Genomic DNA, 13,799 nt, shown 5'->3' with positions numbered 1-13,799 from the left:
GCTGTTTTCTTTTACGCGAATTTCTTCGTCGCTAGACACTCACGCCGCGGACGTGGTCGACATAGGTCGACGTTCATCAGATGAGGATGATAGTCACTGCGAGCTGCCTTTTGCTGCGCGTCGGCCGTGCGACCGAGAGGCGCTGTCGAATTCTACGGGGATAGAATAACACCGGCTGACCGTAATTACCATTACGAGGTTGTAAATATTAGGTAAATTTCGTGTAAATAAATAACGCAAGGCGAATGCTGAGTCCCGGCCAGCAGTCCTCGCACCACGCGGCGAACGCGCAACACCCGCAGCAACGCGCCAAACGGCAACCGCCCAGGCGTCAGGCGCCGCGGCTGCCAACCGCAGACACCAAAACGGCGCCGCCAAGAGGTCCTGGCGGCGCCGCGCAGAGCTAGTCGAGACTAGTCGATGGCCTTAACGTTGTAGAAGGACTTGCGGCCCTTGTACAAAGCGGAAGCACCGAGTTCGTCTTCGATCCGCATGAGCTGGTTGTACTTCGCAATACGGTCGGTACGGCTCATGGAACCGGTCTTGATTTCGCCGGCGTTGGTTGCGACAACCAGGTCAGCGATCGTGGTGTCTTCGGTTTCACCGGAACGGTGGGAAACAACGGCGGTGTAGCCGGCTTCCTTGGCCATTTCGATGGCTTCGAAGGTTTCGGTCAAGGTCCCGATCTGGTTGAGCTTGATCAGGATGGAGTTCGCAACGCCCATGTCGATCCCCTTCTTCAGGTAATCGGTGTTGGTTACGAACAGGTCGTCACCGACCAGCTGAACCTTGTCGCCCAGCTTGGCCGTGATCTTCTGCCAGCCTTCCCAGTCGTTTTCGTCGATTGGGTCTTCGATCGAAACGATTGGGTACTTGTCAACGAAGCCGGCGATCAGATCGATGAATTCGTCGGTGGTGTAGCTGGTGTCAGGGTCGGACCACTTGAGCGTGTACTTCTTGGTTTCCGGATCGTAGAATTCGGAGGAAGCAACGTCGAAGGCAATCGCAACGTCTTCGCCAGGCTTGTAGCCAGCCTTTTGGATGGCTTCAACCAGGAACTCGAAGGCTTCTTCGTTGTCCTTGAGGTTAGGCGCAAAACCGCCTTCGTCGCCGACAGAGGTGATGTCGCCCTTTTCCTTCAGCAGCGCCTGCAGGGCGTGGAAGGTTTCGGAACCCATGCGGATCGCTTCGCGGATGGTCTTGCCGCCGACAGGCATGATCATGAATTCCTGGAAGTCGATCGTGTTGGTGGAGTGCGCACCACCGTTGATGACGTTCATCATCGGGGTTGGCAGCACATGCGCGTTAGGGCCGCCAAGGTACTGGTACAGCGGCAGGCCAACTTCGGAGGCAGCGGCACGGGCTGCGGCCAGGGAAACGCCGAGGATGGCGTTGGCGCCAAGCTTGCCCTTGTTCGGGGTGCCATCGAGGTCGATCATGGTCTGGTCGATCAGGCGCTGTTCGGTCACGTCAAGGCCGATCACTGCTTTGGCAATGGCGTCGTTCACGTTGGCAACGGCCTTCAAAACGCCCTTGCCGCCGAAGCGGGACTTGTCACCGTCACGCAGCTCAACGGCTTCGTGTTCACCGGTGGAAGCGCCTGATGGCACCAACGCACGGCCAAAGCCGCCGTCTTCGGTGTAAAGTTCAACTTCAACAGTAGGGTTGCCACGGGAGTCAAGGACTTCGCGTGCCAGAACGTCTGTAATAATAGACATGTGGGTTTTCTCCTTTATGATGTGAGTTTGACTAATGAACGCACGGGACCGGGCCCTGGTCCGAGTGCTTAGTCCTGGTAGTTAGCCAGGGCAACGAAGGAATCTGGGTCCATGGAGGCGCCGCCGACGAGCCCGCCGTCGATGTCTTCCTTGGCCATCAGTTCCTTAACGTTCGCAGGCTTGACGGAGCCACCGTAAAGAATGCGGATAGCGTCGCCGGTTTCTGCGTCGTAAAGCTTCTTGATCGTTGCGCGGATGTGGGCAACCACTTCCTGCGCCTGATCAGCGGTCGCGGTCTTGCCGGTGCCGATTGCCCAGATAGGCTCGTAAGCGACAACGCTCTTCTTCACGTCGTCGGCAGACAGCCCAACCAAGGCGCCAGCAACCTGGTAAGCGACCCAGTCGTTGGTCTGGCCAGCTTCACGCTGCGCAAGGCTTTCGCCACAGCAGATGATTGGCAGCAAACCGTTGGCCAGGATGGCCTTGGCCTTCTTGTTGATGTCTTCGTCGGTTTCGTGGAAGTAGCCGCGACGCTCGGAGTGGCCGATGACTACGTAGTCAACGCCCATTTCGCTCAGGGCCTTCGGGCTGGTCTCGCCGGTGAACGCGCCTTCGTTTTCGAAGTAGCTGTTTTCAGCCGCGGTCTTCAGCGGGGTGCCTGCAGCGCCTGCAACCAGGGTGGTCAGGTCAATCGCCGGTGCGGCGATGACGGTTTCAACCTTGGCTGCTTCTGGCAGCTTGCCCTTAACGCCGTCCAAGAACGCCTGCGTTTCCTTAGGGTTCTTGTTCATTTTCCAGTTACCGGCCATGATAGGTGTACGCATGAATAAATCTCCTTTGTGTCGCCGTGCCTGGCGTATCCGGATACGTCAGACGCGAGTTACTTACTTGTTGGTGATAGCCGCGATACCAGGCAATTCCTTGCCTTCAAGGTATTCAAGCGAAGCGCCACCGCCAGTGGAGATGTGGGTGATCTTAGGGGCGATGCCGAGCTGCTTGGCAGCCGCGGTGGAGTCGCCACCACCGATGATCGTCGTGGCGTCGGTCAGGTCGCCGAGGGCCTTGCCGATTTCGAGCGTCCCCTTGGCGTAGTTCGGCATTTCGAACACACCCATTGGGCCGTTCCAAACAACGGTCTTCGCGTCAGCCAAAACGGCCTTGAAGTCCGCAATCGCCTTAGGGCCGATGTCAAGCGCCATGTAGCCGTCAGGAATGTTGCCTTCAACGACCTTATGTGGGGCGTCGTTAGCGAATTCGGTTGCGACCACGTTGTCGACTGGCAAAACCAGCTTGTCGCCGGCCTCGGCCATGATCTGCTTGGCCAGGTCGATCTTGTCGGTTTCAACCAGGGACTTACCAACGGTCAAGCCCTTGGCTGCGTAGAAGGTGTAGGTCATGCCGCCGCCGACGATGATCTTGTCCGCCTTGTTGATCAAGTTGGAGATCACGCCGATCTTGTCAGAAACCTTGGCGCCGCCCAGGATGGCAACGAATGGGTGCTTCGGGTTTTCAACCGCGTCGCCCAAGAACTTGATTTCCTTTTCCATCAGGAAGCCGGCAGCCGCCTGAGGCATGTTGGAGGAAATACCGACGTTGGAAGCGTGGGAACGGTGAGCCGTACCAAAGGCGTCGTTGACGAACAGGTCGCCCAAGGATGCCCAGTACTTGCCAAGCTCAGGATCGTTCTTGCTTTCCTTCTTGCCGTCGAGGTCTTCGAAGCGCGTGTTCTCCATCACAAGAACGTCGCCGTCCTTGAGGTTGGCGATCGCGTCTTCGAGTTCCTTGCCGCGGGTGGCCGGCACGAAGGTAACCGGCTTCTTCAGCAGTTCGGACAGGCGCTCTGCAACGGGACGCAGGGACAGCTTAGCCTTGTCTTCTTCGGTCTTGATGCGGCCCAAGTGAGACAGCAGGATGGCCTTGCCACCGTGATCGATTACGTACTGGATGGTCGGCAAAGCGGCAACGATGCGGTTGTCATCGCCGATGACCCCGTCCTTGATCGGCACGTTGAAGTCAACGCGGATCAGGATCTTTTTATCTTTGACGTCTAAGTCGGAGACGATCAATTTAGCCATTAGATAAAACCCTCCTATTAGTGGTTGATTCTATTGCGGCAACCGGCCGCGATGCTTGGATCAAGGCCTGGGCCCTCATCCAAACACCGCGGCGAGTCGCTGCGGTGAGAGGCGGTCACCCGCCCCTAGAAAAAGAGCGGAGGGAGTAACTCCCTCCGCCCTTTTTGCGGTTGAAAGTAGTTACTCTAGACTACAGAGTAGCGAACTTCAGCAGGGTACGGATCATCTGGCAGGTAAAGCCGTATTCGTTGTCGTACCAAGCAACCGTCTTAACAAGTTGGTAGTCACCGGCGGTCGTCACTTCGGTCTGGGTAGGATCAAAGATGGAGCCGAAGGTGGTGCCGATGATGTCGGAAGATACAACCTGGTCAGCGTTGTAGCCGAAGGATGGGTTGTTTTCCGTGTGCTTCTTGATCGCTTCGTTGATCTGGTCAGCCGTAACGTTCTTGGTCTTCAGGATGGAAACCAGTTCGGTCAGGGAGCCGTCAACGACGGAGACACGCTGAGCGTGACCCTGCAGCTTGCCGTTCAGTTCTGGGATAACAATGCCGATCGCCTTAGCAGCACCGGTGCTGTGAGGAATCGTGTTAACCGCAGCGGAACGAGCCGCACGCAGGTTGCCACCGCGAACAGGGCCGTCAAGCAGCATCTGAGTGGAGGTGTAAGCGTGAACCGTGGTCATGGTACCAACTTCGATGCCGAATTCCTTGTTCAGGAAGTAAGCCATTGGTGCCAGGCAGTTGGTCGTGCAGGAACCGGCGGAAACGATCTTGTCGTCGGAGGTCAGCGTGTCATCGTTAACGTTGTAAACGATGGTGCGGATCTTGCCGGCAGGAGCGGAGATCAGAACACGTTCTGCACCGGCATCCAAGTGAGCCTGGGCCTTTTCAGCGGAGGTGTAGAAGCCCGTGCATTCGAGGACGTACTGAACGCCATCGTTCTTAACCCACGGAATGTTCTGAGCTTGTGGTTCAGCATAAACGCGGTATTCCTTGCCGTTGACAACGATGCCGTTGTCGGTTGCACTAACTTCACCAGGGAAGGTGCCGTGAGTGGAATCGTACTTCAGCAGGTGTGCCAACATTGCTGGGCTGGTCAGGTCGTTGATCGCAACAACTTCGATGTCGTTGCTCTTTGCGCCAAGTTCGAAGATCCGGCGGAAAGCCAGACGACCAATGCGGCCGAAACCATTGATACCAATTTTAACAGTCATGCTAAAATTTCCTCCTTTAGGAAATAAGAGTTTTATTCTAACGGGTCTCCCCAGTTAAAATCGCGTTGGAGGCGCCGACGTCCGTAATCAGCCACGTGTGGGCCGGCGCATTCTTCATGTATGCGGCGATCGCCTTGGCCTTGCTTCGGCCGCCGGCGATGGCGAACACATACGGGATGTGATCAAGATCCGGGATCTGCAATCCGATCCGCGGTATCTTGTAGATGACTTGCCCCTCGGCATCGAAGAACGTGCCGAAAGTTTCTGAAACCGCGCGGTGATCAATCAACTCGCGGATGGTCGAAACCGGCATGGAACGCCGCTTCGCCATGATCAAGGCATCACCTATACTATGAATCACTACCTGAGCGTTGTCAATCATTTGCAACACTTCTTGCACCGCCGGTTCACGTAGCAGTGGCTGGTAGGTTTTGGCGCTGACATTTTCTGGAATGTACAGCACCCGGTAGTTGGCATCGGTGGCTTCCGCCATGGCGGCGGCCACCGAGTTGGCTTGAATCGAGACGGCCTCACCGACGCCGCCACGCGCCGGCACAAAGGTCAGTTCCCGGCCGGCCGACAGCTTGTAGTTCAGCTGCGTGGCCACCCGGGCCATCGTGGTGCCGCCCATGACGGCGATGGTCAGCCGCCCGGCCGGCAGCACGACCTGCAGGGTCTGATTCAGGAGCTTGCCCATCTCATCCATCACCCGGCTGCTTTGGTCGGCATCACCGTTGACAATCAGGCAATGCGCGATGCCGAGCTTGTCGGCCAGGCGCTTCTCGTCGTCCTTGACCCCCAGCAGCTGGTTCATCAGCTGCTCGAGGCCCTGGAACGTCTCGATGCCCTTGCTGGTCAGCACCATGCCGGACTTGGAGCTTTCGATCAGCCCCTGCTTGCGGAGAAATTCGGTTTCCGTTCGCAAGACGCGTTCGGAAATCTTCATCTGCTCCGCCAAGTTGCGGCGGCCGACCGGCGCCATCCAGCTGATGAATTGAAGGATCTGATACCGTTTGGTGATGACGCCCATCATGTCCGGGGCGATTGATTCGATCCAGGCAAATTCAGAGTGCATAATCGCTATCCTTCTCGGTGGGTCATTTTGTGTCCAACCGTGTCGCTTACCGACCCGGCTGGGCCAAAAAAATTTGGGTGCCCCAGTCATCCCGAGCTTCCCTAACCAACATCGCAATTATAACAATGAATTTTTGGCCGTGCAAGCCTTTCCCCGGACTTGCCGCCGACTTCACAAAAAGTGAGAAAGTCGGTCGCCAAATTTTCACGTTCTTTCGGAGTGTAACCGGTTTAGCGGCGTTGGCCGCGTCGTTGAACGTGAAAACGTTCGGTTTGGCGCTCACCGATTTTTCATTTGGTCCGACCAACCGCGACTTCCCTTGCGCCACCGTATCGTGTACAATAATCTTGACACATCTGGAGGCGAAGTTTATGGTAAAACCGATTTTATTAGATGAGCAGCTCTGCTTCTCCATCTACCGGGCGCAAAAGCAGTACAATCACTTCTACGCGCAGGCCCTGGCCCGTTTTGGCCTGACCTACCCGCAGTACATCACCCTGCTGTCTTTGTACGAGCACGGGACCATGTCCGTCAAGGAGGTGGGCAAGACCCTCGAGCTTGACTCTGGCACCCTGACGCCTTTGATGAAGCGCCTCGAAAAAGGCGGCTGGATCACCCGCACCCGCTCCACCACCGACGAGCGGCGCGTCGACGTCAGCCTGACCCAAAAGGCCAAGGACTCGCGCGACGAGATCTTCGCCCACGTCGGCGACTGCACCCGGCTGATGCAGCTGGATCAGCCGACTTACGACGCGATCAAGGCGCAGGTCGACCGCGTCGACTCGCACCTGGCCGCCATTCAGGACCAGGCCCTGAGCTAACCCAACACCGCACACAAAAAGCCGTTTCTCAATTGCGAGAAACGGCTTTTTGGCGTCACCGGCCACTTACTTCTGGTCGGCCTTGGTGGTCAAAATCGCATCGATCAGGCCGTAATCCTTGGCCTGTTGCGCGGTCAGGTAGTGGTCGCGTTCGGTGTCGGCCTTAATCTCATCGACGGACTTGCCGGTCGCGTCGGACAGGATCTGGTTCAGGCTGACGCGGGCCTTCAGGATCTGCTCGGCGGCGATTTCGATTTCGGTCTGCTGGCCCTGGGCCCCGCCCAGTGGCTGGTGAATCAGAACCTCGGAGTGTGGCAGCGCAAAGCGCTTGCCCTTCTTCCCGCCGGCCAGAAGCACACTGGCCATGGAGGCGGCCATCCCGATGGCGATGGTCTGCACATCCGCGTGGATGAGGTTCATCGTGTCGAGAATCGCCAGCCCGGAGGTGATCACACCACCGGGCGAGTTGATGTAGAGGTAGATGTCTTTATCCGGATCTTGGGCGTCCAGGAAAAGCAGTTGGGCAATGATCGAGTTGGCCACCTGATCATTGATTTCCCCGGACAGCATGATGATCCGGTCTTTGAGTAGGCGTGAGTAAATGTCGTAGGCGCGTTCGCCGCGGCTGGTCTGTTCAACGACTGTAGGAACTAGCATGGGTATTCCTCCTAGGTTACGTGCGTAAATTAGCACTCATTTGAATACAGTGCTAAGCATACGTCAAAAGTCAAAAAAGGTCAAATACTTCGGCTCACTTTTTTTCGTGTCCTCAGCATAGCACAACGGCGCGGTCTCGCGCATCGGTCGGCACCCGAAATTCGCCGAGGCAGATTACTTTATTCGCCGCGGGGCAACGTGCCACAATGAAGGCGGCAACGTCCAGCCCTGATCGACGTTAAAAGCTGCCTGTAAGGAGATTGTCGCATGTCCTACTTATCCACACTGCTCGCCTGGCTCGGCGTCGGCTTCATCACCGTCGGCCTGATTCTGCTGATTTTGCACATCCTCAAGCACCGCTCGCTCAAGACGCCGGGCATCGATGTGCTCGTCGGCGTCGTCCTGTTCGCCATCGGCCTGGCCGTCGCCCCGGCGCCGCCGACCAAACAGGAACAGGCGGCCGCCTCCCGGTCTTCCCGGGCCGCCGCGCAGTCTTCGCAAGCCGCGAGCAGCCGCGAAGCCAGCGTCGCAAGCCACGCCGCCGCCGAATCCCGGGCCAAGGTCCAAAGGGCCAAGACCGTGCTGGCCAAACTCAACGCCGCCATCGCCAAGACCCTGAAGCAGGACCAAGGCTTTGCCGCTGGCACCCTCGATCACAACGGCCATTCGACCAAAACCGGCACCGCCAACCCCGCCTTCGCCTGGGCCCTGATGGTGATTAGCGTCAAAATCGATCAAGACCACCACGTCAAGGCGCAGGTCAACGCCCAGGTCGCACCGCTGACCGATCGCGCCAAAAAACAGCTCGGCACCCACTGCGCCAACCTCGCGCTGGCCACCCTGGCCGAACTGGGGCAAGCCAAAGACGCCGAGCTCAACGAAGGCCTGTTCACCGAGGTCTACTTCGGCCACCAGATTGTCGCTCAGTCGCACCTCACCGACAACAAGGCCTTTCGCGCCTACTCCTGGTAACCGCTGAACGCAAAAGCAGGCGTCGCCATCACTGGCAACGCCTGCTTTGTGTGGTACCTGATGCGCAGCCCGGGAGTCGAACCCGGATTTCGAGAACCGGAATCTCACGTGCGATCCATTACACTAACCGCGCAAGTACCTAATTATATTAAGGGAAGCGGCGGCAAAAAGCAAGCAAAATCACGAATTACTCTCGCCCGGTCGCGATTCGAGGCCGCTTGCGCCCGTGGCCGCCGGCACCGGCGCTGCCATCAGCCAATCGCGCTGCGGGTCGTCCCCGACCTGGAAGACGTGCTCCCCCACCTTAACAAAGCCGCGCTTGGCGTAGAAGGCCTTGGCCGGCTCGTTGTGCTCCCACACGCCCAAGGCGATGACGGCCTTGCGCTGCGCCTGGGCCAGCTTCAGCGCGTGGGCATACAGCAGGCTCCCCAGGCCGTGGCGCTTGTAGGCCGGTAAAATGTAGATGCGCTCAAGCTCCAAGGCGTTTGGCGCCGTGACGTCTGCGGTCACCGCCGCGCCGACGTTGAGCTTGAGGTAGCCGGCAGGCACCCCGTCGACGGTGGCGAACCAGAAGCTGGTGCCAGGGGTCTGCAGCTCGGCCAAAAGCTGGGCCGGTGCGTAGGCGCTGGCCAGGAATTCCTGCATGTCGGCTGGCGCGGTGTTGGCCCCGAAGGTGTCGGCGAAGGTGGTTCTCGCCATCGACACCAGCGTGGGAATGTCGGTTGCGGTAATGCGTCGAATTGCGTTCATTGTGCCTCCTGTGGCGACCGGCAGCGGTCGCCTGTTTGCGATAGTGTAATCTGGTTTCGAGGTGAGCCGCGGTGGTGGCCGCGCCGTCGCCGGCTGGCGCCAGTGCGACAACCGCCTAGTCGCTGGCCGCCTGCGGTTGGGCGACGGCTACCCCTAGCCCTGCCGCTTGGTCACGGCCAGCCACTGCCCGGCGGCGGGAACCCGATTCGGCCGCGTAGCCCGATTCGACCGCAGGGACCCGATTCGGCCACGGCGTCAGTACTGCCGCTTGCCGCCGCCTTTGACCAGCTGCCAGTCACGGTCGACATTATCGCACATCTGGTTCAACAGCCGCGTCAGCGTGGCCACCTCCGCCGGCGTCATGCCGGCCAGTGCCTGGTTGAGCGAGTACTGGTTCTCGCGGTGAATCGGCTGGTAGGCGCGAAGGCCGGCCGGGGTGGCGAACAGCTGGTTGGCCTTGGCATTGGCCGGGTCCGGCCGCTTGAACACCAGCCCCTGGGTGCAGAGCTTGGCGACGCTTCGCGCGACGGTCGCGCGGTCGACCTTGAGCTGGTTGACCAGCTGCTCCTGAATGATCCCGGGCTGCTCGACGATTCGCACCAGGTAGAGGTACTGGCCGCGCGTCAGCTGTTGATCGCGAAACTCGATGTTGGCGATGCTGTCCAAAGCCCGGGCCACCACCCCGATGGCGCGTAACGCATCCTGCATGGGCTCACCTTCCTTCGACGTTTCAGTATACCAGAACGTATTGCAATTGCAACACGATACTGATAAAAAAACGACCGCAGGGGTCGTTTTCGCGTGTCACACCGCCGGGGCCTGGGCCCCTTCGGCAATCTGGTTGAGCTTGCGCAGCCGGTGGTTGATGCCGGACTTGGAAATCGCGCCGCTGGGCACCATCTCCCCCAGCTCCTTGAGCGACACCTCGGGATGCGCCAGCCTGAGCACCGCGATTTCGCGCAGCTTCTCCGGCAGGGTCTCCAAGACCCCGTGATCCGCGAGGTACTGGATGTTTTCGATCGCGCGTTGGGCCGCGTCGATGGTCTTGTTCAGGTTCGCATTCTCGCAGTTGACCAACCGGTTGACCGAGTTGCGCATGTCGCGAACGATTCGCACGTCTTCGAACTTCAGCATCGCGTTGGTCGCGCCGATCAGCTGCAGGAAGTCGGCGATTTTCTCCGCCTCCTTGAGGTAGACGATGTAGCCGCTGCGCCGCTCGACGGTTCGCGCGTTGAGGTCAAAGTCGTTCATCATCTTGAGGATGCCGTCGTTGTGGTCCTGGTACAGGGAGTAGATCTCCAGGTGGTAGCGCGAGGTCTCCGGGTTGTTGACGGAACCGCCGGCCAAAAAGGCGCCGCGCAGGTACGAGCGTTCGCGCTGGTCCTCATTGAGCACCTTGGGCGACACCGCGGTCTGAATCGCCATGGTGTCGCCGGCCAGGATGTCGAGGTCTTCGAGCAGCGCGTTGACGCCGGTGGCCAGCCGCACCACGTACTGGTTGTTCTTCTTGAGCTTCATCTTGCGCCGCACGATCAGGTTGGCCTCGTGGTGGTAGAGCTGGCGAATCAGGCTGTAGATGCGCCGGGCGATCGCCGGGTTTTCGGTCTGCACGTTCAAGACGAACTGGTGGTTTTGAATGCCGAGGCTGCCGTTCATGCGAATCAGGGCGGATAGCTCCGCTCTGGCATGCTCGGGGTGAACCTCGAGGCCAGTCAGCTCCTTTTTGACGAGACTGGCAAAACTGGCCATGTCACCGCCTCCGTTTCTTCATCGTCCCCACCTGAAAAGCGAGGTTCATGATTTCTTGGGCGACCTTGTCGCCGTCGTGGAACACGCCTTCGTCGCGCAGGCGCAGGAAGTCGGCCGAGATCACCCGGCAGCCCATGTGGCGCAGCGCCTGGTAGTCGGACCGCACGGGGCCCAGGATCTCGTCGTACTTCTGGTGGTTCAGATAATGCGCCGGCACCGGGGCGATGTTGACCAGCACGGTGTCGACGAAGTTGGCGCCGAGGTGGTCGTTGAGCACCTTGACGTGGTCGGCGTCGCTGAAGTGCTCGGTTTCGCCTTTTTGCGTCATGATGTTGACAATGTAGATCACCTCGGCTCGGGTCTTCAGCACCGCCTCACCGAGGTTTTTGATCATCAGGTTGGGCAGGATACTGGTGAACAGGCTGCCGGGGCCGAGCACCACGACGTCGGCGGCCATGATCGCGTCGATCACCTCGGGTACGGCGGCCGGCGCCTCACCGGTGGCGGTGTCGGTCACAAAGACGCGGGTGATGTTCTTGTCGGCGGCGGTGATCTCCGCCTCGCCGGCGAGGCTGGTGCCGTCGTCAAAATCGGCGTGAAGCGTCAGCGGCCGGTCGGCGGCGGGGTAAATGTGGCCGTCGACCTTCATCATCTGGGAGAGCTGTTGCACCGCATCGAAAATCCCGCTGCGCATCTCGGACAAAGCCGCGATGATCAGATTGCCGATCGCGTGGCCGGCGAAAAAGGCGTCGCCGGAGCAAAAGCGGTACTGGAAGATGTCCAGGTACAGCTGCGGCAGGTCGGACAAGGCGACCAACACGTTGCGAATGTCGCCAGGCGGGACGACGTTGATGTAGTTGCGAATCACGCCGCTTGAGCCGCCGTCGTCGGCCACCGTCACAATGGCGGTCACGTCGGCGTTTTGCTCGTGCAGGCTCTTGACGATCACCGGCAGGCCGGTGCCGCCACCGATCACGACCACCTTGGGGCGGCGGCCGCGAATCACGCGGATGGTGCGATCATTGTCTGCGGTCATGAGCGGTTCACCGTCGCTTTGCGCTTATTGACATCGCGGTGGGTGATGTCGACCGGGTAATCGGCGGCGAAGGCCTTGCCGATGCGCTCGGCAAAGGCGACGCTGCGGTGCTGGCCGCCGGTGCAGCCGATCGCGATGGTGACGCTCGACTTGCCCTCCTGCTGGTACTGCGGCATCACGTCGGCCAAGAGCGTGTAGAACTCCTGGTAGAACTTCTCGGCGGCCGGCTGCTGCATCACGTAGTCGTAAACCGGCTGGTCCTTGCCGGTTTGGTTGCGGAACTCCGGCACGTAATACGGGTTGGGCAAAAACCGCACGTCCATCACGATGTCGGCGTCGATCGGCAGCCCGTACTTGAAGCCAAAGCTCATCACTTCCAGGTGGAAGGTCGGGTGATCCGTGGTTTTGAAGGTCAAAAACAGCTTCTCGCGCAGCTGGCGGGGGCTGAGGTTGGTGGTGTCGATTACCACCTGGGCGCGGTTTCTCAGCTCGGTGAGCAGGTTGCGCTCCTTGCGAATGCCGTCCATCAGCCGGCCTTCCATGGCCAGCGGGTGGCTGCGGCGGGTCTCCTTGTAGCGCGACACCAGCTCGGCGTCGGTCGCGTCGAGAAACAGGATCTTGGTCGCGACATTGGCGGCCTTGTCCAGGCCGGTCAGCATGTCGAGAATCTGGTCGTAAAAGGCGTGGGACCGCAGATCCACCACCAAGGCGACCTTGTCGATCTTGCCGCTTTCCTTCACCAGCTCCCAGAACTTGGGCAAAAGCGCCGGTGGCATGTTGTCGACGCAAAAGTAGCCGAGGTCTTCAAAAGACTGCATCGCCACGGTTTTGCCGGCGCCGGACATGCCGGTGATCACCACGAGGTTCAGGCTATCGCTCATCGCTATTCCTTCTTTCGTCAGGCCAAGCCTGCGTTTAATAATTCAATTATAACATGCCGGGCGTGTCATTCCCAGCCGCAGCCCTCGTCCCGCGCAAATTCTAGGGTCGCTCGGCTTGCCGCACCGCCCCCGTCGCGCTGCCCGGTGTGTCACGCGGGGTCACCACCCCTGCGCGACGCGTCCCCACGTTCGCCGGCCGCGGCACAAAAAAACGAGCCCTCATCAGGCTCGCGTGTTTGACCCGGACCGCTACAGCTGGCGCCGGGCAAAGGCCGTGATAATCGCGTTGAGGCCGAACAGCACAAAGGCGATCGCCAGAAGCGACACCATGCCGACCGCCGACACCACCGGCTGCATCAACAGCAGCACCCCGACGGCCACCGTGAACAGGTCCAAGAGCAGGTCCAGAATCAGCCAGCCCATCCCAGCCTGGCGCAGGTGACCGATGTTGAACAGGTTGGCAATCGCATCGACCAAGAACCACGCCGCAAACAGGTAGGACAAGGTCAAGGCCGCCGTCACCAGGTTGAACAAGAACACCACGCCCAGGCCGATGTCCAAGACGCCGGCCAGAAGCGACAGCCACGATTTCTTGCCGGTGTACTCGCGCAGCTTGTTGAACCCGGCGAGCGTCGCGATGCCGCGGATGATCGCGATGATTGCGAAGATGAAGGTCAGCGTCAACAGCGTCGCACCGGGATTGCGGAACATCACCACCGCCGCGATAATCAGGGCGATGCCGGTAATGAATTCGCCCCAGTCAAAACCAAAATGTGCTTGTCGATTGAACATTCTCTCACCACTTTCTTGCCCTTATTGTACTGGCCCCAGCGACCCGACACAAGCAAAACC

The 13,799-nt window shown here is 59.5% G+C and carries 14 protein-coding genes and 1 tRNA gene; 2 read left to right on the top strand and 13 right to left on the bottom strand.

Annotation, left to right across the window (positions count from 1 at the left end; genetic code table 11):
* Nucleotides 1-413 precede the first annotated feature (413 nt).
* The 5 genes from eno to ACYVRZ_RS07295 all read right to left on the bottom strand — a co-directional run bounded on the left by eno (nt 414) and on the right by ACYVRZ_RS07295 (nt 6,081).
* Nucleotides 414-1,718 carry a phosphopyruvate hydratase gene (eno, locus tag ACYVRZ_RS07315; protein WP_262316645.1) on the bottom strand — a complete coding sequence of 435 codons (1,305 nt, stop codon included), beginning with the start codon at nt 1,716-1,718 and terminating at the stop codon, nt 414-416.
* A gap of 68 nt (nt 1,719-1,786) precedes the next feature.
* Complete coding sequence (tpiA, locus tag ACYVRZ_RS07310) at nt 1,787-2,542, bottom strand: triose-phosphate isomerase (protein ID WP_461225973.1); 756 nt, start codon at nt 2,540-2,542, stop codon at nt 1,787-1,789.
* A 60-nt stretch (nt 2,543-2,602) separates the two neighbouring features.
* Nucleotides 2,603-3,793 (bottom strand): phosphoglycerate kinase, encoded by a 1,191-nt coding sequence (locus tag ACYVRZ_RS07305; RefSeq protein ID WP_461225972.1) that lies wholly within the window; start codon nt 3,791-3,793, stop codon nt 2,603-2,605.
* A gap of 190 nt (nt 3,794-3,983) precedes the next feature.
* A complete protein-coding gene (gene gap, locus ACYVRZ_RS07300) occupies nt 3,984-5,006 on the bottom strand; it encodes a type I glyceraldehyde-3-phosphate dehydrogenase (protein ID WP_225049149.1) in 1,023 nt (340 codons plus the stop codon).
* Nucleotides 5,007-5,043: 37 nt separating this feature from the next.
* Nucleotides 5,044-6,081: a sugar-binding transcriptional regulator gene (locus tag ACYVRZ_RS07295; protein ID WP_461225971.1), complete on the bottom strand. Its 1,038-nt coding sequence runs from the start codon at nt 6,079-6,081 to the stop codon at nt 5,044-5,046.
* A gap of 371 nt (nt 6,082-6,452) precedes the next feature.
* On the opposite strand from ACYVRZ_RS07295, the gene ACYVRZ_RS07290 reads away from it, so the two are divergent.
* Nucleotides 6,453-6,902: a MarR family winged helix-turn-helix transcriptional regulator gene (locus ACYVRZ_RS07290; RefSeq protein ID WP_262316649.1), complete on the top strand. Its 450-nt coding sequence runs from the start codon at nt 6,453-6,455 to the stop codon at nt 6,900-6,902.
* A gap of 66 nt (nt 6,903-6,968) precedes the next feature.
* On the opposite strand, the gene ACYVRZ_RS07285 is transcribed toward ACYVRZ_RS07290, so the two are convergent.
* The gene (locus ACYVRZ_RS07285; protein ID WP_225049145.1) at nt 6,969-7,559 is read right to left on the bottom strand and encodes an ATP-dependent Clp protease proteolytic subunit; all 591 of its coding nucleotides are present in this window, start codon (nt 7,557-7,559) and stop codon (nt 6,969-6,971) included.
* Between the two features lie 267 nt (nt 7,560-7,826).
* Between ACYVRZ_RS07285 and ACYVRZ_RS07280 the strand changes: the two genes are divergently transcribed.
* Nucleotides 7,827-8,531, top strand: coding sequence for a hypothetical protein (locus ACYVRZ_RS07280; protein ID WP_461225970.1), 705 nt, complete (start codon nt 7,827-7,829; stop codon nt 8,529-8,531).
* Between the two features lie 61 nt (nt 8,532-8,592).
* Here the strand turns inward: ACYVRZ_RS07280 and ACYVRZ_RS07275 are convergent.
* The 7 genes from ACYVRZ_RS07275 to ACYVRZ_RS07245 all read right to left on the bottom strand — a co-directional run bounded on the left by ACYVRZ_RS07275 (nt 8,593) and on the right by ACYVRZ_RS07245 (nt 13,739).
* Nucleotides 8,593-8,664: transfer RNA gene (locus ACYVRZ_RS07275), tRNA-Arg, on the bottom strand.
* Between the two features lie 47 nt (nt 8,665-8,711).
* Nucleotides 8,712-9,281 carry a GNAT family N-acetyltransferase gene (locus tag ACYVRZ_RS07270; protein WP_461225969.1) on the bottom strand — a complete coding sequence of 190 codons (570 nt, stop codon included), beginning with the start codon at nt 9,279-9,281 and terminating at the stop codon, nt 8,712-8,714.
* 255 nt (nt 9,282-9,536) lie between these two features.
* The gene (locus tag ACYVRZ_RS07265; protein ID WP_461225968.1) at nt 9,537-9,989 is read right to left on the bottom strand and encodes a MarR family winged helix-turn-helix transcriptional regulator; all 453 of its coding nucleotides are present in this window, start codon (nt 9,987-9,989) and stop codon (nt 9,537-9,539) included.
* 96 nt (nt 9,990-10,085) lie between these two features.
* Entirely contained in the window at nt 10,086-11,030 is a 945-nt protein-coding gene (gene whiA, locus ACYVRZ_RS07260; RefSeq protein ID WP_461225967.1) for a DNA-binding protein WhiA, read from the bottom strand.
* A 1-nt stretch (nt 11,031) separates the two neighbouring features.
* Complete coding sequence (locus ACYVRZ_RS07255; RefSeq protein WP_262316654.1) at nt 11,032-12,066, bottom strand: gluconeogenesis factor YvcK family protein; 1,035 nt, start codon at nt 12,064-12,066, stop codon at nt 11,032-11,034.
* Nucleotides 12,063-12,947 carry an RNase adapter RapZ gene (rapZ, locus tag ACYVRZ_RS07250; protein WP_461225966.1) on the bottom strand — a complete coding sequence of 295 codons (885 nt, stop codon included), beginning with the start codon at nt 12,945-12,947 and terminating at the stop codon, nt 12,063-12,065. Before rapZ ends, ACYVRZ_RS07255 begins: the two co-directional genes overlap by 4 nt.
* Nucleotides 12,948-13,196: 249 nt before the next feature.
* Nucleotides 13,197-13,739 carry an HdeD family acid-resistance protein gene (locus tag ACYVRZ_RS07245; RefSeq protein ID WP_461225965.1) on the bottom strand — a complete coding sequence of 181 codons (543 nt, stop codon included), beginning with the start codon at nt 13,737-13,739 and terminating at the stop codon, nt 13,197-13,199.
* Nucleotides 13,740-13,799 lie beyond the last annotated feature (60 nt).

This window comes from Lacticaseibacillus suihuaensis (assembly GCF_054785075.1).
Note: the sequence above shows the minus strand (reverse complement) of the source record. Positions and strands in the feature narration are given on the sequence as shown.